Below are 20553 nucleotides of genomic sequence, written 5' to 3'. Positions count from 1 at the left end.
TCCAGGTTTTGGGGTTCAGTTCATGCGGGAGCCGTTTTGCTTTGTGTCTGAGCTGTAATAAGCCGTTCGGGCGCGCTATAATAGGTGAATAAAACAGCAGGAGGTATGATGCCAGCCAAATCAACAGAGCAAACCAGTATGCTGAATCATAGTGATGCTTATCAGCGCTTTGAAGAGACTAAAAGAAAAAACTTTAGCAACAGTTCACGTCTGGAGGGTATCCGGCTGTCTGCGGATAAGGCCGACGTTACGCTGGAGGCTGTACTGAAACGGTATCAGACTAATGTGAATGGATAAGTATGATGCTTCTAACGATCATTACTGTTATCCCGGTTCTCTGGTATTACAAAATAAATTAGGTATTCAGGATGCAGATACGCTGATACAGGCAGAAAGAGATATCACCCGTATCAAGATTGAAGATATCCACTATTTTCCTCCTCCCTGGGATCTCACGTACTTCCAGCACCTCCATTCCATACTTTTTTCCGATCTGTACCCCTGGGCAGGTCAGCTCAGAACGGTTGATATTTCTAAAGGCGGAACACGCTTTTGTCGCAGCGGACGGATTATTCCTGAAATACAGAAACTGTTTCAGTTACTGGATCAAGAGCAGTGGCTTAGTGGTTTGTCACGCGAAGAATTTTGTCAAAAAATCGCTGAATACTACTGTGAATTCAATATGATCCATCCTTTTCGCGAAGGAAATGGCCGTGTGCAGCGTTTATTCTTCGAACATCTGACGTTGTCGGCAGGCTTTACACTCGATTGGGCCGATATCACGGTTGAAGAATGGATACAGGCAAATATTGATGGTGTGTTCGTGAATTATGCACCTATGCAGTCGATTTTCATGCGTATCGTCAGCTGACGTTTTTGTATTTTTTTACCAAAATAGCGTATCTTTGCTGGCAATTTCTGACCGGTCAAAAGGCTCGTTGTGTCGAATAAAGTTGCCCTGATCACCGGTGCCTCACGTGGTATCGGCCACCATCTTGCCCGCCATCTCTATGCTGCGGGCTATCACCTGATATTAATTGCACGGGATGCGCAGGCGCTGAACGCCTTCGCCAGCACCCTCGATCCTGCACGCGTGCAGACGCTGGCGCTGGATGTTTGCGATTATCCGGCGGTTGCACAACAGGTGCAGCAGGCGCTGAGCGCGCACTCACAGCTTGATGTGCTGATCAACGCGGCGGGGATCTTCCGTGCCGGATCAACGCAAACGCCGTTGGATGATTTCAGCGCCATGCTGGCGACCAACGTCACCGCCATTCACCATCTCTGCCAGCTGTGTGTTCCCTGGCTGTTGAAATCGCCTGAGGGCCGCATCTTTAATCTCGCGTCGGTGAGCGGCGTGCAGCCTTATGGCAGCGTGGCCAGCTATGCCGCCAGTAAGCATGCGCTGGTCGGATACAGCCGATCGATTGCGCGTGAGCTGGGTGCGCAGGGAATTAAAGTCACCACGCTCTGCCCCGATGTGGTGGATACCGATATGGCGCAGGGTTCGGGTCTGGCAGCCGATGAGATGCTGAGTACCGACGATCTCTGTCGCGCCGTTGATTTTGTGATGTCGTTGTCCCCGGCAGCGGTTGTCGAGCAACTCACCATTGGGCGGCAGTATCGCCCGCGTAAACCCGTCTGACCAGGAGACATTATGCTGGAACTGAAAGGGGTATCGCATGCTTATGGTGAGCGTAAAGTCCTCAATAATATCAATCTGCAACTGGCAGAAAAACGCATCGGTATCGTCGGCAGCAACGGTTGCGGCAAAAGTACCTTTGCCCGTCTGCTGAACGGCCTGCTGCTGCCGCAACAGGGCGAGGTACTGGTGGACGGGTTGAACACGCGTCAGCAGGGGAAAGCGGTACGGCGTAAAGTTGGCTTCGTGTTTCAGAACCCGGACAACCAGATCGTCTTCCCGGTGGTTGAGGAAGATCTCGCTTTCGGTATGAAAAACCTCGGGCTGTCCAAACAGGTGATCCGTGAACGTACCGATGCGGCGCTGGCCCGTTACGATATGCAGGATCTGCGTCAGCATCCGGCCCATCTGCTAAGCGGCGGGCAAAAGCAGCTGCTGGCGATCTCCGGTGTGCTGGTGATGGAACCGGAATATATCGTTTTTGATGAGCCAACCACGCTGCTCGATCTGCGTAATAAACGGCGCATTGCGCAGGCGATTGCCGATCTCGATCAGACAGCGATCGTGGTGTCTCACGATCTGGAATTTTTACAGGATTTCGATCGCGTGCTGGTGTTTGATCACGGCCAGGTGGTGATAGATGACGTACCCGCCGTGGCGCTGAAAGCGTATGTCAGGATGATGTCATGATGTTAAGCGATTACGTGCCGGGAAACTCGTTGGTCCACCGGCTGCCGCCTGGTCTGAAAATCCTCTCGCTGGCGCTGCTGGGGACGCTGCTGTTTGTCTTCCCCCGGCTGGAAACCTCGCTGGCGGCGCTGCTGCTGGTCGGGCTGCTTTACCCGCTGGCGCGTATCTCACCCCGTATTATGCTGTTACAGCTTAAACCGTTGTTATGGGTACTGGTGCTGCTGTTTGCCGTGCAGTGGTGGATGGTCAGCTGGCAGTCCGGCGTGCTGGTGATCGCGCGGCTGGCGGCGCTGATGCTGATGGCGGCGCTGGTGACCCTCACCACGCGCACCACGGAGATGATTGATGCGCTGGAGAAAGGGCTGTTCTGGTTGCGCTATTTACGCATCAATCCGGCGAAAGTCAGCCTGGCGCTGTCGCTGGCGATGCGTTTTATCCCGGTGCTGGCGGCGATTGTTGCTGAAGTGCGGGAGGCGCAAAAAGCGCGTGGGCTGGACCGCAGCCTGATCGCCATTGCCATTCCGGTGATCGTGCGTACCCTGAAAATGGCCGATGATATTGCGGCGGCGCTTGAAGCCCGCGCTTATGACCCCCAACTGCGCCGTGAGCGCACCGATGCTGAGAAAGTGAGAGGATCTTAATGTCCACCCGAGATATTGTTTATATTGCGCTGTTTGCCGCCATCACTGCCGCGCTGGGCCTGTTTCCGGCGTTCAGTCTGCCGGTGATTGCTGTGCCGATCACCGCGCAGACCTTAGGCCCGATGCTGGCCGGTGCCATTGCCGGGGCGAAGCGCGGTGCGCTGGCGCTGGTGCTGTTTGTGGTGCTGGTGGCGATTGGCCTGCCGCTGCTGGCAGGGGGGCGCGGTGGTCTGGGGATTTTCCTCGGCCCAAGTGGCGGCTTTATTCTGGCCTGGCCGCTGGCCGCGCTGCTAATTGGCTTCCTGTATCAGCGTAACCTGCGTTCACTGACGCTGGTCAAAGAGGTGCTGTTCCTGGTGTTGGGCGGGGTGGTATTAATCTACTCGGCGGGTATTCCGTGGATTGCGGCGGTTGCCGGATTGTCCCTGAAGCAGGCGGCGCTCGGCTCACTGGGCTTCCTGCCGGGCGATATTGTTAAAGTGGTGCTGGCGGTACTGATTATTCGTGCGGTACGCCGGGCGTATCCGACGCTGTAAGTAAACGGGTCGGGCATGCCCGACCCCTACGGGGATCTGTTCCGGGCATACGCGATGCTGTCTGCGTAGGGGCGAGGCATGCCTCGACCGGGTCTTGCCCGGAATAATGGATTACAGCCGCAGTAAAACCTTCCCTTTCAGCTCACCTGATTGCACGGCTTTCACCGCGTGGTCGATCTCTTCCAGCGCATATTCTGCGACAATTTCGGTGGCAATCACGCCGTCGCGGATCAGCGCCATCACTTCATTGATCTTACGCTGCACCACGCTTTTCTCGTGATTATGCACCCACAGGCGCAGATGGAAGTTCGAGAAGCGGATATCCGGGCGGCTGCGCCAGAAGGCTGGCGGGATCGGCTGACCCGACAGCAGGCCATAGTGGATAAACTGCCCACCCGGCATCAGTGCCTGAGCCAGCGTCAGCGACTCATCGCCGCCGATACAGTCGAAAATAGCCGCGATGCCGCCGCTTTGTGCGAATGCGGCCAGCGCCTGTGGGTAATCTTGCGCGCTGCTGTTCAGCACCTGCTCAGTGGCATATCCGCTGAATAAGCCGAGATTTTCTGCTTTACGCACAATCGCAATCGGCGTCAGCCCCAGATGATTGGCGATGCGGATCAGCATTTTGCCGATGGCCGAGTTCGCCGCATTGATGATGATGCGCATCCCAGGGGTGAAATGCATCTCCTCGGTCAGCATCAGCAGCGCGGTCATTGGGTTGACGTAGCTGGTCGCCGCCTGCTGGTCAGTGACGAAATCTGGCAGGGTGAAGCACCACTGCGGATCGCTGTCCTTATAACTCTGCCAGGCACCCATGCTACCGACGGGCAGTACACGCTGGCCGACAGGCAACCCGGACTCAATGCTCTGGCTGATTCTGCCCATGCCTTCGAAGCCTGGCACAAAGGGCAGGGCGATACGTGAACGATAGGCGCCAGAAATAGTAATAATATCAGAGGGGTTGATGGTGGCGAATGCCATTTTCACCCGCACCTGGCCTGCGGTTAATTCTGTGAGCTGGCTCGGTTCAAGCTGCATCACCTCACCGATATTGCCGAACTCCCGGACGACTGCTCTGGTGAATAAAGTCTCTTTCATGGTATATTTTCTTCAGTGTTGTCCGGTTGACAGGTTAATGATTTTTATGCAGGAACAGTATAATAGCGAAACATTTCGCGTATCAATGCGAGATATAGATTTAAACGGTCACGTGCATAATTCTGTTTATTTAGACTATTGCGAAGATGCCGTGGTTAATGCGTTTCGCCGCGCTGATATTCTGCCTTTATTTCGACCGCATACCGCCGGTGTGGCCTACCACGTGAAAAAATGCGAAGCCACTTTCTCTCATCCGCTGTCGGTGGATGACGTGGTGTTACCTCAGGTCTTGATTGAGAAAATCGGTAACAGCAGTTTAATTTTCACCATCCGGTTGATGAAGGACGATAAAACGACGCTGTGCGCCGAAGGCAAATTCATCTGGGTCTGCGTGAGTCTGACGGATAATAAGCCGTGTCCGATCCCGGATGAAGCCCGTCAGGCGCTCACCCGGCACTTTCCGTTTGTCGGGGCCTGAGCGTCATGCCGGTTCACGACAGAGTTAAGCATCATGCAGAAACCCATCCCGACCTGACCGCCGTTGATATTGAAGGCAAAACGCTAAGCTGGCAGCAGCTGTGGCAGCGTGCGCAGGCACTGTACCAGCAGCTGCGCCAGACGTCGTCTGCCCGCGAAAATTGCATTGTGGCGATGGCGATCGGTAACGATATTACCTTCCCCGTTGCCTGGCTGGCAGCCACTGCGCAGCCTTTTACGGCGGCGATTATCGATCCTCAGGCGCCAGCGGAACAACGTCACGATATGCTGCAACGGCTGGCTCCGGATCTGCTGCTGCTGAAAGCAGAGGACCGGGCGCTGATCGCACAGGCTGAACAGCTGGCGATCCGCTGGCTTGCCGTCGATGGCGAACCCGATCCACAGATTGTGCCGGACGATCCTGCGTTTACCGCCGGGATGCAGGCTGACACGCCGTTTCTGATTAACTTTACCTCCGGTACTACCAGCTTGCCGAAAGCCTTTATCCGGTCGCGACGATCCTGGCGCTGTAGCTTTGAAAACGGTGAAGCGCTCTTTGGCTTAAAACATGCACCCTCGACGCTGTTTCCCGGTCCGCTTGCGCACGGTATTGGTCTCTACTGCCTGAATGAAACACTGTACGCCGGAGGCACCTTCTACAGCCCCGGTCAGTGGCAGCCTGCGGCGGCGCTGGCACTGATTGCGCAGCGACAGATCGAACGGCTGGTGGTGGTCCCGACGATGATCGCCGGGTTTGCCCGCGTGGCCGAAGGCGGCACGTATCCCAGCCTCAAGCGCCTGTTAAGTGCCGGGGCCAAGCTGGAACTGAACCACTATCGTCAGGCGCGCGCCCTGTTTCCTGCGGCCCGTATGCAGGAGTATTACGGGGCTTCCGAATTGGGCTTTATTGCCGTTTCTACTTTGCAGGATGCGCATATCAGCGCATCACTGGCGACGGTCGGCCAGGCGTTCCCCGGCGTGGAGATTAGCATCCGTAATGATCAGGGAGCGGTGCTTCCTGCGAATCAACCGGGCACTATCTATATTACCAGTGAACAAATTATCGAGCGTTATTTGTGGGGCGATGACGGCAGCGCGTTCATTAAATATCAGTCAACGGCGACGGTGGCCGATATTGGTTATCTCGATGACGATAACTGCCTGCATGTGATTGGCCGTCGGGGAAATATGATCCTCAGCGGTGGCAATAATATTTATCTCTCTGAAATAGAGTCCGCGATTAAATCACTGCCGGGCATTATTGAAGCCGTAGTGATTGCCGTTGATGATGATTATTTGGGTAAGAAGATGGTCGCTATTGTTGAAGGCGAACCGGAAGCGCTGAAACAGTTACCCCAACGTTGCCGATCGCTGCTGGCGAAATATAAAGTCCCGCGCCAGTTTTATCATATTTCACACTGGCCCCTGACGCCGAGCGGTAAAATAAAACGCGCCGAGCTGGAAAATAGGATCGCACAACATGGCAGCAGCACAGACCTTACTGAATTATCAGCCTGAGGATGACTGGCAGCCGGTGATCGTCGTCGCCCGACGCACCCCGGTTGGTAGAGCTTATGGTGCTTTTGACGGTGTGCCGATGGCTGCACTGCTGGCACCGTTGTTTGAGCACATCATGGCAGCCCTGCCAGCGGGTTCTACCGCCATTGATGAAGTGATTATCGGTAATGCGACGGGCGGCGGCGGCAATATTGCCCGGCTGGCAGCGCTGGCGGCGGGCTTACCGCTCTCTGTACCTGCCGTTACGGTGGATCGCCAGTGTGGTTCCGGGCTGGAGGCGGTGATCAACGCCTGCCGTCTGGTGCAGGCCAGAGCAGGGGAGTGCTATCTGGCGGGCGGTGTTGAAAGTGTCAGTACCGCGCCGTGGCGCGTGGAAAAACCCGCATCGCTGAAACAGATGCCGCGCTTCTACGGGCGGGCACAGTTCTCACCTGATGATATCGGTGACCCGGAGATGGGCATTGCTGCCGAGAATGTGGCGCGCCAGTGTGGCATCAGCCGGGAGCGTCAGGATCAGTTTGCCCTGCGCAGCCATCAGCGCGCGCTGGCGGCACAGCAGCAGGGCGCATTTCGCCAGGAGATTGTTCCGGTGAGCGTCAGAGGACGCCAGGTAGAAGACGATGAGTGCCCGCGTGCCGACACCTCGCTGGCTAAGCTGTCGGCCTTGTCACCTGTGTTTGCCGCTGACGGAACGGTGACGGCGGGCAACTGCTGCCCGCTGAATGATGGCGCATCGCTGCTGTTGGTGATGAGCCGCCGCCTGGCACGTGCCAGCGGTTTTACTGAAGGACTGCTGTTTGCCGATGCCTCTAGCGCGGGCGTCGATCCTAATTTGCTGGGCCTCGGGCCGGTGCCCGCTACGCAGAAGCTGTTGGCACGCCAGCCGGGCCTGGCGTTGGATCAGGTTGATGTGATTGAGTTTAACGAAGCCTTCGCGGCCCAGGTGCTGGGTTCCATTGATGCGCTGCACATTGATGAGCTGAAGATTAACCAGCAGGGCGGCGCGATTGCGCTGGGGCACCCTTATGGCGCATCAGGCGCGATGATGGTCACGCGCCTGTTCAGCCAGCTGGTGGGCAAGCCGCGCAGTGATGGCTTTGGTCTGGCGATGCTGGGCATCGCCGGAGGGCTGGGATTAAGTGCGTTATTTAGAGCTGTGCGGCTCTGAACTTATTTTCCGCGCCACTGCGGAGCGCGCTTTTCGCTGAAGGCGAGCAGGCTTTCCTGATAATCAAGGCTCGCCTGAAGCTGCTGTAGCTCCGCAACGCTGCTTTGGCGAAGATCCTGTGCGTGGGCTTCTTTCAGCAGGACGTTACAGGCCTGAACGGCCAGCGGCGCGTTGCGGTTGAGGCTGGCAGCCAGCGTCAGTGCATTTTCCAGAAGGTCTTCCGCTGTCGCAACCTGGTAAAATAACCCCAACGCCAGCGCACGCTGCGCGTTCATGGGTTCACCGATAAGCAGCATCTCTCGTGCAACGCTGGCAGGCAGCCGTGTTGCCAGCTGGCCGATGGCCCCGCCAAGCGGCAGCAGGCCATGCTTCACTTCGGGGAGCGCGATTTTCACCTGTTCAGCGGCAATAATAAAATCACATTCCAGCGCCAGTTCCAGTCCGCCGCCAAAGGCATGACCATTCAGTGCCGCAATCCAGATTTTACGCCGGGGCAGATATTGCAACGGATTAAAGCCACCGTGCGAATTGATCAGGCTTTTGCCCCCGTCGGTAAAGGCTTCCTGAAGATCGGCACCGCCACAAAACACGGTGCCGCTGCCGGTGAGGATCACGGTGCGGATATCGGCCTGCTGTTCGCACCAGTTCAGGCACTGTTCCAGCTCGCTAATCATCACGGCGTTATAGGCATTACTCGCGGCGGGGCGATGCAGCGTCAGGCGCGCAACGTGGGGGATGGGGCGGTCGCAGCGGACCAGTTGCGTGTTTGGTTGTTCGCTATTCATCGTGGCGCACCGTGGTTCAGCAAGGGATTTGAGTGTATCACGGCACGGTTGGCCTGCTGTAACCACTCAATAAAGCAGCGTAGCGCGGCGGAGTGGTATTTGCGGCTGGGATAATAGAGCCAGAAGCTTTCAGCCGGGGCGGCATACTCTGTCAGCAGCTCCACCAGTTCCCCGCTCGCCAGGGCGCTTTCGGCCAGGTTACGCAACACAAAGGCAATTCCTGCCCCGGCTTGTGCGGCCTGTATCATCATCTGATCGTTATCCAGCGTCAGATTGCCTTTGACCGCAATCTCCCTCAGCTTGCCCTGCACCTGGAACTCCCATTTATATTGCATCCCGCTGGGAAAGCGTCGCTGGATGCAGGGATAGTCCGGCAGTCCATCCGGATGCTGCGGCGCACCGTGACGGGCAATAAACGCCGGACTGGCAATCACTGCGCCAGTGATGGGTAAACCAAAGGGGATCGCCACCATATCCTGCGGAATGACGTTGCCAAAGCGTACCCCGGCATCAAAACCCTCTTCTACGATGTTCACAAAGCCGTCGCTGGTGGCGATCTCCAGGGCAATGTCGGGGTAATGCTGGCGGAACGGCAGCAACACAGGATGCAGAGCAAGGGCTTCTGCATTGCGCGGCATATTGAGACGCAGCGTACCACGCGGATCGGCACGCCAGGTGTTCAGCTCATCAACCGCACTGGAAAGATCGACCAGCGCGGGTTCAATACGTGCCAGAAAAGCGCGGCCCGCCTCGGTTAACGACACGCTGCGCGTGGTGCGGTTCAGCAACCGCAGGCCGATACGTTGTTCCAGGTTCGTGATGGTATGACTCAGCGTCGAAGGCGTGACGTTGCGCTCCTCTGCCGCCTTACGGAAGTTGAGATGGCGGGCAATGGCAGCGAAAATCTCTAATTCCTGTAGCGTGGCGCGATTTTTCATATTGATGATAATTTTTCACTAAAGCGCTTAGATAGCGTCAATTGTTGATTTAAACCGGGGTAAGTATAACGACATTGTCGCTAATCAACCGGATAAAAATGATGAAACAGAGAACATTAGGCAGTGAACATTTTCAGGTTTCCGCTCTCGGCCTGGGATGTATGGGAATGAGTTTTGCCTACGGACAGCCGGGCGATGAACAGCAGATGATCAAAACGCTGCATCGCGCCTTCGATCTGGGGGTGGATTTTCTGGATACGGCGGAGGTTTACGGGCCGTTCGCCAATGAGTCTCTGATTGGTAAAGCGCTAAAAGGTCATGCAGGTAAGGTAAAGATGGCGACCAAATTTGGTTTTCATATCACGGATGAGGGGGAAGGCTGGGAACGTATTAAAGGAGTGAACAGCCAGCCTGCCACTATTCGTGCTTCGGTAGAGGCGTCCTTACAGCGTCTGGGCGTAGAAGTGATTGACCTCTATTATCAGCACCGCCTCGACCCGGCGGTAGCGGTGGAGGACGTGGTGGGAACCATGGCGGATCTGGTACGTGAGGGGAAAGTGCTGCATCTGGGCTTGTCAGAGATTTCCAGCGAAACATTACAGCGCGCGCATGCGGTGTACCCGATTACCGCCGTACAGAGTGAGTATTCATTGTGGTCGCGCGAGCCTGAGCACAGCTTACTCTCTACCTGCCGGCAGCTTGGTGTTGGTTTTGTTCCTTATAGCCCTCTGGGGCGGGGTTTCCTTTCAGGGAAGCTGCCTGCGTTGGGAGCGGATGACTTCCGCCATTATCTGCCGCGCTTCCAGAAAGAGGCACTGTCCCACAATCTTGCGTTGGTGGAACAGTTAAAGGAAGTGGCTTACGGCTATTCGTGTAGCGCGGCCCAGCTGGCGCTGGCCTGGGTGCTGGCGAAAGGGGATGACATTGTGCCTGTTCCGGGTGCCAGTAAAATTCCCCATTTGGAAGATAATTGCCGCGCCGTCGATATCCGTCTGGCGGAGGATGATCTTGCCCTGCTCGATCGGCTGTTTGCGGCGGAGAATATTATCGGAGAACGCTATACGCCACAGGAGCTTATGCTGGTGGAGAGTGATCTACCCCGCTAAGCATTGATCACTTCAATCATTTCTCACGTTGAGCGGCATGTTTCCGTTTTGGCCATCCTGGTGGCTCACGTGTTGATTGATACATGTGCATGTTAAAAATAAGTGCTGGCAGAAGGTGGTCGCAGCGTTATTTATTTTTCAGTAATGGCTATCCTGGCATGAATATTGACTTTTACCTTGGTTTTCGGCCATTTATAATAATGTTACCGCCGGGTTTACTGACAAATGGCGTTTATATCACCAGATTTCCGCTTTGCGCGACAATTGAGGTGATAAATACTGATAATAATCACATGGCATTAAAAACAGTATTGACTCTTATTTTTAAAGCAGTAGATTAGAACTCACAGCACGGGAATATTACCGGGTTGTGTCAGAGTAAAGTTTAATTTTTATTTTGCGATGAAGGTCACGAAGCATTTTTGTATGGGAGAGTCGTTGTGAGTTCAGTTTGATATCAACTCGCTCCGATGATGCTTAAGGCCACGCAGTCAGTTGCAAAATCGCAGGGTGGGAACGTAAGCGCGATGACATAAGGCTATGTTTTACCGATATATGCGAGTCTGAATGTTGTGATTGTTCATAATAAGTCACAATGGAAGTCAAGCCACGTATTAAAGAGTCTACGTCGCGTTGGGTGTGTACTTGTTTAACCGGCCATGTCTTTCGACAGGCATGATGATGTTAACTGTCATTTATGGAGGTAAGCTAGAATTTTAGTCATTAATACTATCCGTAATAAACACGTACATTTGACGAAGTATTAATAGAAGTCATTACTCGTTAAGTTCATTAATGTTAAAGTTTGAGTTAGCAGTACCCTAAAAGCCCTGGCAATCTCTGTCAGGGCTTTTATCATTTAAGCTTGGTGACATTTTCATTAGCTTACCCGCACGGGCACTTATCCTTCACGGCATCCTGCTGACAGGAAGTGAACCATAAAGTTCAAAAAATATAAGTGAAATGAATCCTTGCTTGTTCAGTCTTATCCGATCTACTATGTTTGCATCGGTTTGGAATACAGACCTTATGAAAGCAGTTTTAGTAAAGCAGTCCTCAGTACAAGTGTTATCACAGATATCCCTTCATCGAGAGCCTCCTCCTAAGTGCCCATAAGTTTAAATCTGATGAACAGGCCATGTTCGCCATGCATAAGTGGCTCAAAAATTGAAAGGAAATATCTATGTCTAACAAAATGACTGGTTTAGTAAAATGGTTTAACGCTGATAAAGGCTTCGGTTTCATCACTCCAGCAGACGGCAGCAAAGATGTATTCGTACATTTCTCTGCTATCCAGAGCAGCGATTTCAAAACCTTAGATGAAGGCCAGAAAGTTGAGTTCTCTATCGAGAACGGCGCTAAAGGTCCATCAGCTGTAAACGTTATCGCTCTGTAATTTGCGATAATCTCGCTAACACTGACGACAGCGATGATGGCAGTAGCCTGAGCAGTGATGTGTTAGTGATAAAAAAGCCGCCAAGTGCGGCTTTTTTTGTTTTTATCCCCTGCCAAAAGACATCTCCTTTGTGTGCATCCCGTCATTTCCCATCTCCGATAAGTTATTGAACTGCCCATTAAAATAAGCTGCATTTATTTCCACAGGTAATAGCGGGGGATTGGTGTGCGGCAGGAATGCGGTTTTTTTAGTCGCAAGTGAAGAACAACCAATGTGTTCATTCTGAAAAACCAGTTAAAAACGCTGGTAAACAGCTTTTTTTCCCATAAAAACTGTCAGGCTATTGATGTTGCTTTTTTGTAAACAGATTAACACGCAACCGAAATCCTGCTATGCTGGCCCTCGCGGAACCGGGCACCTTACCCTACACATGGATTGTTTTCACTTTGCGGTGACTCAGGTAGCCCGGGATGCTAAATACAATGAGAGCGAGGAGAACGTCGTGCTAGAAGAATACCGTAAGCACGTTGCCGAGCGTGCTGCCCAGGGGATTGTTCCAAAACCGTTAAATGCTTCCCAAATGGCCGCGCTGGTTGAACTGCTAAAAGCCCCTCCAGCGGGTGAAGAAGAATTTCTGTCCGATCTGTTAATCAATCGAGTGCCACCGGGCGTTGACGAAGCCGCGTATGTTAAAGCCGGTTTCCTGGCTGCTGTCGCGAAAGGCGAAACAACTTCTCCTCTGGTTACTCCTGAACTGGCTATCAAGCTGCTGGGCACCATGCAGGGCGGCTATAACATCCATGCGCTGATTGACGCGCTTGATGATGAAAAGCTGGCTCCGATTGCCGCTGAAGCGCTGTCCCACACGCTGCTGATGTTCGACAACTTCTACGATGTCGAAGAAAAATCCAAAGCTGGCAACCCACACGCGAAAAAAATTATTCAGTCGTGGGCCGATGCCGAATGGTTCCTGAAGCGTCCTAAACTTGCAGAAAAAATCACCGTAACCGTGTTCAAAGTGACCGGCGAAACCAATACCGATGACCTCTCTCCGGCACCGGATGCATGGTCTCGCCCGGATATTCCACTGCACGCGCTGGCGATGTTGAAAAACGCCCGTGAAGGCATCGAACCCGACGATGCTGGTAACGTAGGCCCGATCAAACAGATCGAAGCATTACAGGCAAAAGGCTTCCCGCTGACCTACGTTGGTGATGTGGTCGGTACCGGCTCTTCACGTAAATCCGCCACCAACTCGGTGCTGTGGTTTATGGGCGACGATATTCCTTACGTGCCAAACAAGAAGGGCGGTGGCGTCTGCCTCGGCGGTAAAATCGCACCTATCTTCTTTAACACGATGGAAGATGCGGGCGCACTGCCGATTGAAGTTGATGTTGACCGCCTTAATATGGGCGATGTCATCGACATCTATCCGTATAAAGGTGAAGTACGCAATCACGACACCGACGAAGTGCTGGCTAACTTTGAACTGAAAACCAACGTGCTGTTGGATGAAGTTCGTGCTGGTGGCCGTATTCCACTGATCATCGGCCGTGGCCTGACCACCAAAGCCCGCGAATATCTGAATCTGCCGCACAGCGATGTGTTCGAGCAGGCGAAAGATGTAGCGGCAAGCACCCGTGGTTTCTCACTGGCGCAGAAAATGGTCGGTCGAGCATGCGGCGTTGATGGTGTGCGCCCTGGCGCCTACTGCGAACCGAAAATGACCTCGGTTGGCTCGCAGGACACCACCGGTCCAATGACCCGTGATGAACTGAAAGATCTCGCCTGCCTCGGCTTCTCTGCGGATCTGGTGATGCAGTCCTTCTGCCACACTGCGGCTTATCCGAAGCCGGTCGACGTGACCACGCACCATACGCTGCCTGACTTCATCATGAACCGTGGTGGTGTGTCTCTTCGCCCGGGTGATGGCATTATTCACAGCTGGCTGAACCGTATGCTGCTGCCGGACACCGTTGGCACGGGTGGTGACTCTCACACCCGTTTCCCGATTGGTATTTCCTTCCCGGCGGGTTCAGGCCTGGTGGCATTTGCCGCTGCGACTGGCGTGATGCCACTGGACATGCCTGAGTCAGTTCTGGTGCGCTTCAAAGGTAAGATGCAGCCGGGGATCACCTTGCGCGATCTGGTGCATGCAATCCCGCTCTATGCGATCAAAGCGGGCCTGCTGACCGTTGAGAAGAAAGGGAAGAAAAACATCTTCTCTGGCCGCATTCTGGAAATTGAAGGTCTGCCGGATCTGAAGGTTGAGCAGGCATTTGAATTGTCAGATGCATCTGCTGAACGTTCTGCCGCCGGTTGTTCTATCAAACTGAGCAAAGATCCGATCATTGAGTATCTGAACTCGAACATTGTGCTGCTGAAGTGGATGATCTCTGAAGGTTATGGCGATCGTCGTACAATCGAGCGCCGTATTCAGGGCATGGAAAAATGGCTGGCCGACCCGCAGCTGCTGGAAGGCGATGCGGATGCAGAATACGCTGCGGTGATCGACATCGATCTGGCCGATATTAAAGAGCCGATTCTGTGTGCGCCGAACGACCCGGATGATGCCCGTCTGCTGTCTGACGTGCAGGGCACAAAAATCGATGAAGTCTTTATCGGTTCCTGCATGACCAACATCGGTCACTTCCGTGCTGCCGGTAAGCTGCTGGATGCGCATAAAGGCCAGCTGCCTACGCGTCTTTGGGTGGCTCCGCCAACCAAGATGGATGCGGCACAGCTGACCGAAGAAGGTTACTACAGCGTGTTCGGTAAGAGCGGGGCGCGCATTGAAATCCCAGGTTGTTCACTGTGCATGGGTAACCAGGCGCGTGTGGCAGATGGCGCAACGGTGGTCTCGACCTCCACGCGTAACTTCCCGAACCGTCTGGGAACGGGTGCCAATGTGTTCCTGGCATCTGCCGAGCTGTCAGCGGTCGCTTCTCTGCTGGGCAAACTGCCAACGCCGGAAGAGTATCTGACGTTTATGGACCAGGTGGATAAAACCGCTGTGGATACCTATCGTTACCTGAACTTCGACCAGCTGAGTCAGTACACTGATAAAGCCGACGGCGTGATTTTCCAGACCGCGGTTTAATCCACAGTCAGCGCTGACAAAACCGGGCCATGTGCCCGGTTTTTTTATGTGCTCAGTGGATAGCCGCGATCTCGAACTTCACCTGATAGCCCGCTTTGGCCAGCAGTGTGACGAGTTTATCCAGACTGAACAGAGGGTACTTTCCGCTACGAATTTCGGAAATGCGTGAAACGGTGACACCGAGCAGAACGGCGGCGTCTTTCAGCGGCATGCCGTCAATTTTTTCCTGCAAAGCCATCAGTAATTATTACGTAATTTTGTGTAGCATGGTGAACGGGCATTACCGTTGTACCGGGCGGAACATGCCATGAGGGAAAGCGGGCAGGCCAGTATTTTCACTGTTTCGTTACCAATAGTGGAAAGCACTACGTAAAACCCCCTGCTTTTCCCGCGCCGGGCTGCGATAATGCGTGCCAAAGCTCAGTATTGTCGCGGCAGACGCGCAAAATATGGTTGAGCCTGTGAGCAGGCTGGCCGGGAGGAAAGCGCGATGGAATATGAATTTTTAAGAGATATCACCGGTGGTGTGAAGGTACGTATGACGATGGGCCACGAAGCCGTCGGTCACTGGTTTAATGATGAAGTGAATGAAGACCTCACCCTGCTGGATGAGGTCGAAGCGGCAGCTGAAGACGTTAAAGGCAGCGTGCGTCAGTGGCAGCGTGTGGGCAAAGAGTACACGCTGTTGCTGGATGAAGAAGAAGTGATGATCCGTTCAAACCAGCTCAACTTTGAAGGCGATGAGATGGAAGAGGGGATGAATTACTACGATGAAGAGAGCCTGTCCTTCTGCGGCGTGGAAGACTTTCTGGCGGTAATTGCCGCTTACCGGGAGTTTTTGCAGGGGCGTTAAACATGCGTCGCGGGCTGCCCTTTTTTCAGTGAGTAGATGTGTTTCAAAAGTGCTGTGGCAAAAGATCGCGTAGGGGCTGACCCTCTTTTCCGGTCAGCCCGTTGCAGTCTACGTTGCGGTCTACAGTGACGCGCCGCCACACATCACCAGTTCCTGCCCGGTGATGGCGGCGGCGGCGGGCGACAGCAGATACCCCACCAGTTCGGCCACTTCCTGCGGTTGAATAAAGCGTCCGATAGGCGGCAGCTTCGGTGGCGATCCTTCACGTCCGGGGCTGTTCAGCATCGGCGTTTGCGTGGCGCCAGGGGCAACAATATTGGCTGTTACCCCGCGTGGTGCCAGCTCTGCCGCCCAGCTACGAACCATACCAATCATGGCCGATTTAGTGGCGACATACTGGCAGCTTAAAATTAAAAAAGCGACCCGAAGGTCGCCTTGTTACTGATATCAATACATCCTATCAGCTACTGCGTTTTCAATCCCAACGAGGGAATATTTCGGCCGTAATAAATCTCACGCATCTCTTTCCACAGTAAATCTGTTATACGCTTATGCTCCTGCGGACTCAGATCGGCGGGTTCGGTATTAAACAGATAGTGTTTCAGATCGAACTCTTTCAACAGCATTTTGGTGTGGAAGATGTTTTCCTGATACACATTCACATCCATCATGTCGTACATCGATTTCATATCATCAGACATGAAATTCTGAATCGAGTTAATCTCATGATCGATAAAGTGTTTCACCCCGTTCACGTCGCGGGTAAATCCACGTACGCGATAATCGATGGTGACAATATCGGATTCCAGCTGGTGGATTAAATAGTTCAGCGCTTTCAGCGGGGAAATCACACCGCAGGTCGACACTTCAATATCTGCACGGAAGGTACACAGGCCGCCTTCAGGGTGGCTTTCCGGGTAGGTGTGAACGCAGATATGACTTTTGTCGAGGTGCGCCACAACGGAATTTGGCAGCGGGCCAGGATGTTCGGAGGTATCGATGTCGCGCGGGTCGATGGGTTCTTCGCTGACCAGAATCGTGACGCTGGCACCCTGTGGCTCATAATCCTGGCGCGCGATATTCAGCACGTTGGCACCGATAATTGAGCAGGTCTCGCTCAGGATCTCGGTCAGGCGGTTAGCATTATACTGCTCATCAATGTATGCAATATATCCGTCACGTTCCGCATCAGTGTTTGCGTAACAGATATCATAGATACAAAAACTCAGGCTTTTCGTCAGGTTGTTGAAGCCATGTAGTTTAAGTTTTTGCAATTTCGTTCACCCCCTTAAAATGCCCGGTTAGTCGGCCAGCGCATTTAACAGATATTGCGGCAGGGCAAAGCTGCCAGTGTGGATCGCCGGATTGTAGTAACGGCAGGTCAGGCCCGCTTGTGCAAAGCGTGAGGTAATGGTTGCTGCATCGAGCTGGCGCAGCGCGGAATTATCACTGGCCCAGGCAAAGGTCATAATGCCGCCGTAGTAGGTCGGGATCGCAGCCTGGTAGAAGCTGACATCAGCGAAATAGTGGCTGAGTTTACGATGGCTGTTGACCGCTTCATCCTGCTGCAGGAAACAGACGCCGTTTTGCGCCACGAAGATGCCATTCGGGTTCAGGCAACGGTGGCAACCCTCATAAAAGTCTGAAGTGAACAGGCTTTCTCCCGGCCCAATCGGGTCGGTGCAGTCGGAGATAATAACATCGAATTTTTCGCTGGTTTGCTTAACGAAATTCACACCGTCGTCAATCACCAGGGTGAAGCGCGGGTCGTCATAGGCGCCCTGGCTGTGGTTCGGCAGGTGCGCTTTGCAGAAGGTCACCACGCCAGCATCGATTTCGACCATGGTGATCTGTTCGATGTTTTTATGCCGGGATACTTCCCGCAGCATGGCTCCGTCACCGCCGCCGATGATCAGCACACGCTTTGCTGCACCGTGGGCCAGCAGCGGAACATGGGTCATCATCTCGTGATAGATAAACTCGTCGCGTTCGGTGGTTTGTACCACGCCGTCCAGCGCCATCACCCGGCCTAATGCCGCATTCTCGAAGATAATCAGATCCTGGTGTTCGGTCTGTTCGCGATACAGTACGTTGTCGACAGAAAAATACTGTCCGAATCCGGCATGAAGCGTTTCATACCACATTTCTTTATCGGTCATGGTGGGGTTTTTCCTACTCAGCCGCGAAAAATGGGCCAGTATCATAGCGATTAATGACCGTGGTTGCACGGTCAAATCAGCAGCAGGAGGGTGAGAGAACGATTACTTCACGTACGCCAGCAGGCTTAAAGAATCGCGTGCCAGAGATTTACACTTAGTATCGTTCGGGACGGCGATACCGCTGAGATCGCGATAGCTGTCTTCACCTAATGCCTTCATATTGAAACTGTTGTAATTGGTTAAATCCCAACGATTTTGTTGTGCGAAAAACACCAATGCGCGGCGGATTTGCCCATCAGGGAGATCCTGGTAACCACAATCGTTTTTCAAATAAACAAATACGGCGGTTAAATCTGCCAAATCTTCTGCTTCCGATTCGCTCAGTGCGAAACTGGTGGAGGAGAAGCCAAACAGCCCTAACAGCAACAGAGCCTTGATGCTTTTCTTCATGGTTTATCTCATACGTGTGCAATAACCAGACGTTAGCACAGTTCACGCCGGGTGCCAGCCACTTTTCAGACAGAACAGTCCTTAAGGGCTTATCCCGCCCCTTTTTTAACGGGCTTGACCTTCCTCCAGGGGCAGGGTTTATGCTGTCAGTCACTATCAATATCTGACACAGACATCTGGCACAAGGAATGAATAAGGAATGGATGATGCAACGTCGTGATTTTATCAAATTAAGCGCCGCTATCGGTGCAGCCAGTGCATTGCCACTGTGGAGCCGTTCATTAATGGCGGCGGAACAGCGCCCGCTGTTGCCGATCCCTACGTTACTGACTGCCGATGCGCGCAGTGAAATCACCCTGATCGCCCAGGCCGGTAACAGCCAGTGGCACGATAAAAAGGTGCCCAGCTGGGGTTATAACGGCAGCCTGCTTGGCCCGGCGATCCAGTTGGATCGTGGCAAAGAGGTCAATATTACCGTGCATAATCGCCTGCCTGAAGCAACGACGGTTCACTGGCACGGTATGGAACTGCCAGGCAACGTTGACGGCGGGCCGCAGGCGCGGATTGAACCGAACAGCAGCCGCAAGGTGACGTTTACACCCGATCAACCGGCCGCGACCTGCTGGTTCCATCCGCATCAACATGGCCGCACCGGTTACCAGGTGGCGCAGGGGCTGGCTGGGCTGGTGCTGATCAATGACCCGGAGAGCGGCAAGCTACTGCTGCCCAAACTGTGGGGCGTTGATGACATTCCGGTGATTTTGCAGGATAAACGCCTGAGCGCTGATGGCAGCCACATCGACTATCAGCTGGATATCATGAGTGCAGCGGTGGGCTGGTTTGGCGATACGATGCTGACCAATGGCGCCATTTACCCGCAGACCGGCGTACCGCGCGGCTGGCTGCGCCTGCGTCTGCTGAATGGCTGCAACGCCCGTTCGCTCAATCTGACCACCAGCGATCAGCGCCCGATGTATGTGATTGCCAGTGATGGCGGCCTGCTGGCTGAGCCGGTGCCGGTCAGCGAACTGCCGATGATGCCGGGTGAACGTTATGAGGTGCTGGTGGATACTTCTGACGGTAAACCCTTTGATCTGCAAACGTTGCCAGTGCGTCAGATGGGCATGACGCTGAAGCCTTTCGATCAGCCGCTGCCGGTGCTGGCGATTAACCCTCTGCGTGTGCTGGCCAGCGGTACGCTACCGGATAAGCTGGTGGATCTGCCTGCCGTTCCTGCGACCGAAGGGCTGAAAACCCGTTGGATGCAATTAATGATGGACCCGGAACTCGACCGTCGCGGCATGATGGCGCTGATGGAAAAATACGGACATGCATCGATGGCGGGTATGGCGATGGATGGGCACGACAGCGGTAAAGCAACCAGCCCGGCCAAATCTGATATGGCTGGGATGGATCACGGCAGTATGCCTGGGATGGATCATGCCAAACCCGTGAAAGGTTATGACTTCCATAACGGCAATCAGATTAACGGCGTGGCTTTTAATATGGATAAACCGTCGTTTGAGGTGGCGAAGGGCGAGTATGAGAAGTGGACCATTTCAGGCGAAGGCGACGAGATGCTGCACCCGTTCCATATTCACGGCACCCAGTTCCGCATTCTGTCGGAAAACGGCAAACCGCCAGCGGCACATCGCAGTGGCTGGAAAGATACGGTACGCGTAGAGGGCTGGCGCAGTGAGGTGCTGGTACGCTTCAATCATCAGGCTGACGCCGCCAATGCCTATATGGCGCACTGCCATCTGCTGGAGCATGAAGATACGGGCATGATGCTGGGCTTTACCGTGGCGTAACCCCTGACGTGACAGACCCTTTTTTTAGATGCGTTTTTATCTGACTGATTTATATCAGTAAATGAAAACTACAATAAAAAAGGGTCTGGCACGATAAAAGAGGAAAAAAGTTAGTAAGTCAATGGGTTAAGTTTATAAGGTAACGGTTCACTGCCGTACAGGCAGCTTAGAAAATTCTGGCATCT

At 53.8% G+C, this 20553-nt stretch carries 21 protein-coding genes, 1 pseudogene and 1 CRISPR repeat array (1 of these 23 running past the window's edge); of the genes and pseudogenes, 14 read left to right on the top strand and 8 right to left on the bottom strand.

Features of this window, described 5'->3' with window-relative positions; all coding sequences use genetic code 11:
- Positions 1-108: 108 nt before the first annotated feature.
- From ACFL9S_RS13220 to ACFL9S_RS13195, 6 genes are all read left to right on the top strand, one after another.
- Positions 109-297, top strand: a complete 189-nt coding sequence (locus ACFL9S_RS13220) for a YhfG family protein (RefSeq protein ID WP_405262360.1) — start codon at positions 109-111, stop codon at positions 295-297.
- The gene (locus ACFL9S_RS13215; protein ID WP_405262359.1) at positions 290-871 is read left to right on the top strand and encodes a putative adenosine monophosphate-protein transferase Fic; all 582 of its coding nucleotides are present in this window, start codon (positions 290-292) and stop codon (positions 869-871) included. Before ACFL9S_RS13220 ends, ACFL9S_RS13215 begins: the two co-directional genes overlap by 8 nt.
- A gap of 69 nt (positions 872-940) precedes the next feature.
- Positions 941-1645 (top strand): SDR family NAD(P)-dependent oxidoreductase, encoded by a 705-nt coding sequence (locus tag ACFL9S_RS13210; RefSeq protein ID WP_405262358.1) that lies wholly within the window; start codon positions 941-943, stop codon positions 1643-1645.
- A 12-nt stretch (positions 1646-1657) separates the two neighbouring features.
- On the top strand, positions 1658-2332 hold the full coding sequence (locus ACFL9S_RS13205; RefSeq protein WP_405262356.1) for an energy-coupling factor ABC transporter ATP-binding protein: 675 nt from the start codon (positions 1658-1660) through the stop codon (positions 2330-2332).
- Positions 2329-2973, top strand: a complete 645-nt coding sequence (locus ACFL9S_RS13200) for an energy-coupling factor transporter transmembrane component T family protein (protein ID WP_405262355.1) — start codon at positions 2329-2331, stop codon at positions 2971-2973. Before ACFL9S_RS13205 ends, ACFL9S_RS13200 begins: the two co-directional genes overlap by 4 nt.
- Positions 2973-3509 (top strand): biotin transporter BioY, encoded by a 537-nt coding sequence (locus ACFL9S_RS13195; protein WP_133842257.1) that lies wholly within the window; start codon positions 2973-2975, stop codon positions 3507-3509. Before ACFL9S_RS13200 ends, ACFL9S_RS13195 begins: the two co-directional genes overlap by 1 nt.
- Before the next feature lie 111 nt (positions 3510-3620).
- Here ACFL9S_RS13195 and ACFL9S_RS13190 read toward each other — a convergent pair whose 3' ends face one another.
- Positions 3621-4607 (bottom strand): zinc-dependent alcohol dehydrogenase family protein, encoded by a 987-nt coding sequence (locus ACFL9S_RS13190; RefSeq protein ID WP_405262354.1) that lies wholly within the window; start codon positions 4605-4607, stop codon positions 3621-3623.
- A gap of 46 nt (positions 4608-4653) precedes the next feature.
- Between ACFL9S_RS13190 and ACFL9S_RS13185 the strand changes: the two genes are divergently transcribed.
- The 3 genes from ACFL9S_RS13185 to ACFL9S_RS13175 are packed head-to-tail and all read left to right on the top strand — an operon-like array spanning position 4654 to position 7770.
- Positions 4654-5085, top strand: a complete 432-nt coding sequence (locus tag ACFL9S_RS13185; RefSeq protein ID WP_405262368.1) for an acyl-CoA thioesterase — start codon at positions 4654-4656, stop codon at positions 5083-5085.
- Between the two features lie 5 nt (positions 5086-5090).
- Entirely contained in the window at positions 5091-6602 is a 1512-nt protein-coding gene (locus ACFL9S_RS13180) for an AMP-binding protein (RefSeq protein WP_405262353.1), read from the top strand.
- Complete coding sequence (locus ACFL9S_RS13175; RefSeq protein WP_405262352.1) at positions 6565-7770, top strand: thiolase family protein; 1206 nt, start codon at positions 6565-6567, stop codon at positions 7768-7770. Before ACFL9S_RS13180 ends, ACFL9S_RS13175 begins: the two co-directional genes overlap by 38 nt.
- A gap of 2 nt (positions 7771-7772) precedes the next feature.
- Here the strand turns inward: ACFL9S_RS13175 and ACFL9S_RS13170 are convergent, their stop codons facing one another.
- The gene (locus ACFL9S_RS13170; RefSeq protein ID WP_405262351.1) at positions 7773-8555 is read right to left on the bottom strand and encodes an enoyl-CoA hydratase/isomerase family protein; all 783 of its coding nucleotides are present in this window, start codon (positions 8553-8555) and stop codon (positions 7773-7775) included.
- Complete coding sequence (locus ACFL9S_RS13165; RefSeq protein ID WP_405262350.1) at positions 8552-9493, bottom strand: LysR substrate-binding domain-containing protein; 942 nt, start codon at positions 9491-9493, stop codon at positions 8552-8554. Before ACFL9S_RS13165 ends, ACFL9S_RS13170 begins: the two co-directional genes overlap by 4 nt.
- 101 nt (positions 9494-9594) lie before the next feature.
- Between ACFL9S_RS13165 and ACFL9S_RS13160 the strand changes: the two genes are divergently transcribed.
- From ACFL9S_RS13160 to acnB, 3 genes are all read left to right on the top strand, one after another.
- The gene (locus ACFL9S_RS13160; protein ID WP_405262367.1) at positions 9595-10599 is read left to right on the top strand and encodes an aldo/keto reductase; all 1005 of its coding nucleotides are present in this window, start codon (positions 9595-9597) and stop codon (positions 10597-10599) included.
- A 1183-nt stretch (positions 10600-11782) separates the two neighbouring features.
- Positions 11783-11995 (top strand): RNA chaperone/antiterminator CspA, encoded by a 213-nt coding sequence (gene cspA / locus ACFL9S_RS13155; protein WP_133842250.1) that lies wholly within the window; start codon positions 11783-11785, stop codon positions 11993-11995.
- Positions 11996-12497: 502 nt separating this feature from the next.
- The gene (acnB, locus tag ACFL9S_RS13150) at positions 12498-15095 is read left to right on the top strand and encodes a bifunctional aconitate hydratase 2/2-methylisocitrate dehydratase (RefSeq protein ID WP_405262349.1); all 2598 of its coding nucleotides are present in this window, start codon (positions 12498-12500) and stop codon (positions 15093-15095) included.
- A 52-nt stretch (positions 15096-15147) separates the two neighbouring features.
- Here the strand turns inward: acnB and ACFL9S_RS13145 are convergent, their stop codons facing one another.
- Positions 15148-15333, bottom strand: a complete 186-nt coding sequence (locus ACFL9S_RS13145) for an XRE family transcriptional regulator (RefSeq protein ID WP_405262348.1) — start codon at positions 15331-15333, stop codon at positions 15148-15150.
- Between the two features lie 252 nt (positions 15334-15585).
- Between ACFL9S_RS13145 and yacL the strand changes: the two genes are divergently transcribed.
- Complete coding sequence (yacL, locus tag ACFL9S_RS13140) at positions 15586-15948, top strand: protein YacL (RefSeq protein ID WP_133842246.1); 363 nt, start codon at positions 15586-15588, stop codon at positions 15946-15948.
- A gap of 120 nt (positions 15949-16068) precedes the next feature.
- Here yacL and ACFL9S_RS13135 read toward each other — a convergent pair.
- The 4 genes and pseudogenes from ACFL9S_RS13135 to ACFL9S_RS13120 form a co-directional block, all read right to left on the bottom strand.
- Positions 16069-16347: pseudogene (locus tag ACFL9S_RS13135) on the bottom strand (SDR family NAD(P)-dependent oxidoreductase); the annotation flags it as partial.
- Positions 16348-16412: 65 nt separating this feature from the next.
- Positions 16413-17222, bottom strand: coding sequence for an adenosylmethionine decarboxylase (speD, locus tag ACFL9S_RS13130; protein WP_133842235.1), 810 nt, complete (start codon positions 17220-17222; stop codon positions 16413-16415).
- 27 nt (positions 17223-17249) lie between these two features.
- On the bottom strand, positions 17250-18107 hold the full coding sequence (gene speE / locus ACFL9S_RS13125) for a polyamine aminopropyltransferase (protein ID WP_405262347.1): 858 nt from the start codon (positions 18105-18107) through the stop codon (positions 17250-17252).
- Between the two features lie 102 nt (positions 18108-18209).
- Positions 18210-18557 (bottom strand): YacC family pilotin-like protein, encoded by a 348-nt coding sequence (locus ACFL9S_RS13120; protein ID WP_048914955.1) that lies wholly within the window; start codon positions 18555-18557, stop codon positions 18210-18212.
- 206 nt (positions 18558-18763) lie between these two features.
- Here ACFL9S_RS13120 and cueO point away from each other — a divergent pair, with 206 nt between their 5' ends.
- Positions 18764-20368: a multicopper oxidase CueO gene (gene cueO / locus ACFL9S_RS13115; RefSeq protein WP_405262366.1), complete on the top strand. Its 1605-nt coding sequence runs from the start codon at positions 18764-18766 to the stop codon at positions 20366-20368.
- Between the two features lie 145 nt (positions 20369-20513).
- Positions 20514-20553: direct repeats of the CRISPR family, unit length 28 nt; unit sequence GTTCACTGCCGTACAGGCAGCTTAGAAA (it continues 469 nt past the right edge of the window).

This window comes from Erwinia sp. AnSW2-5, assembly GCF_045107195.1.
Lineage (GTDB): Bacteria > Pseudomonadota > Gammaproteobacteria > Enterobacterales > Enterobacteriaceae > Erwinia.
This window is presented reverse-complemented; position numbering and strand designations above follow the sequence as displayed.

Bases quoted from the DNA above. Each gene is read 5' to 3' on its own strand.
- ACFL9S_RS13180 (WP_405262353.1), top strand. From the start codon at position 5,091: ATGCCGGTTCACGACAGAGTTAAGCATCATGCAGAAACCCATCCCGAC.
- ACFL9S_RS13190 (WP_405262354.1), bottom strand. From the start codon at position 4,607: ATGAAAGAGACTTTATTCACCAGAGCAGTCGTCCGGGAGTTCGGCAAT.
- speE (WP_405262347.1), bottom strand. From the start codon at position 18,107: ATGACCGATAAAGAAATGTGGTATGAAACGCTTCATGCCGGATTCGGA.
- ACFL9S_RS13185 (WP_405262368.1), top strand. From the start codon at position 4,654: ATGCAGGAACAGTATAATAGCGAAACATTTCGCGTATCAATGCGAGAT.
- ACFL9S_RS13160 (WP_405262367.1), top strand. From the start codon at position 9,595: ATGAAACAGAGAACATTAGGCAGTGAACATTTTCAGGTTTCCGCTCTC.
- ACFL9S_RS13165 (WP_405262350.1), bottom strand. From the start codon at position 9,493: ATGAAAAATCGCGCCACGCTACAGGAATTAGAGATTTTCGCTGCCATT.
- ACFL9S_RS13145 (WP_405262348.1), bottom strand. From the start codon at position 15,333: ATGGCTTTGCAGGAAAAAATTGACGGCATGCCGCTGAAAGACGCCGCC.
- ACFL9S_RS13120 (WP_048914955.1), bottom strand. From the start codon at position 18,557: ATGAAGAAAAGCATCAAGGCTCTGTTGCTGTTAGGGCTGTTTGGCTTC.
- cueO (WP_405262366.1), top strand. From the start codon at position 18,764: ATGCAACGTCGTGATTTTATCAAATTAAGCGCCGCTATCGGTGCAGCC.
- ACFL9S_RS13170 (WP_405262351.1), bottom strand. From the start codon at position 8,555: ATGAATAGCGAACAACCAAACACGCAACTGGTCCGCTGCGACCGCCCC.
- yacL (WP_133842246.1), top strand. From the start codon at position 15,586: ATGGAATATGAATTTTTAAGAGATATCACCGGTGGTGTGAAGGTACGT.
- ACFL9S_RS13215 (WP_405262359.1), top strand. From the start codon at position 290: ATGGATAAGTATGATGCTTCTAACGATCATTACTGTTATCCCGGTTCT.
- ACFL9S_RS13200 (WP_405262355.1), top strand. From the start codon at position 2,329: ATGATGTTAAGCGATTACGTGCCGGGAAACTCGTTGGTCCACCGGCTG.
- cspA (WP_133842250.1), top strand. From the start codon at position 11,783: ATGTCTAACAAAATGACTGGTTTAGTAAAATGGTTTAACGCTGATAAA.
- ACFL9S_RS13175 (WP_405262352.1), top strand. From the start codon at position 6,565: ATGGCAGCAGCACAGACCTTACTGAATTATCAGCCTGAGGATGACTGG.
- ACFL9S_RS13195 (WP_133842257.1), top strand. From the start codon at position 2,973: ATGTCCACCCGAGATATTGTTTATATTGCGCTGTTTGCCGCCATCACT.
- ACFL9S_RS13220 (WP_405262360.1), top strand. From the start codon at position 109: ATGCCAGCCAAATCAACAGAGCAAACCAGTATGCTGAATCATAGTGAT.
- ACFL9S_RS13205 (WP_405262356.1), top strand. From the start codon at position 1,658: ATGCTGGAACTGAAAGGGGTATCGCATGCTTATGGTGAGCGTAAAGTC.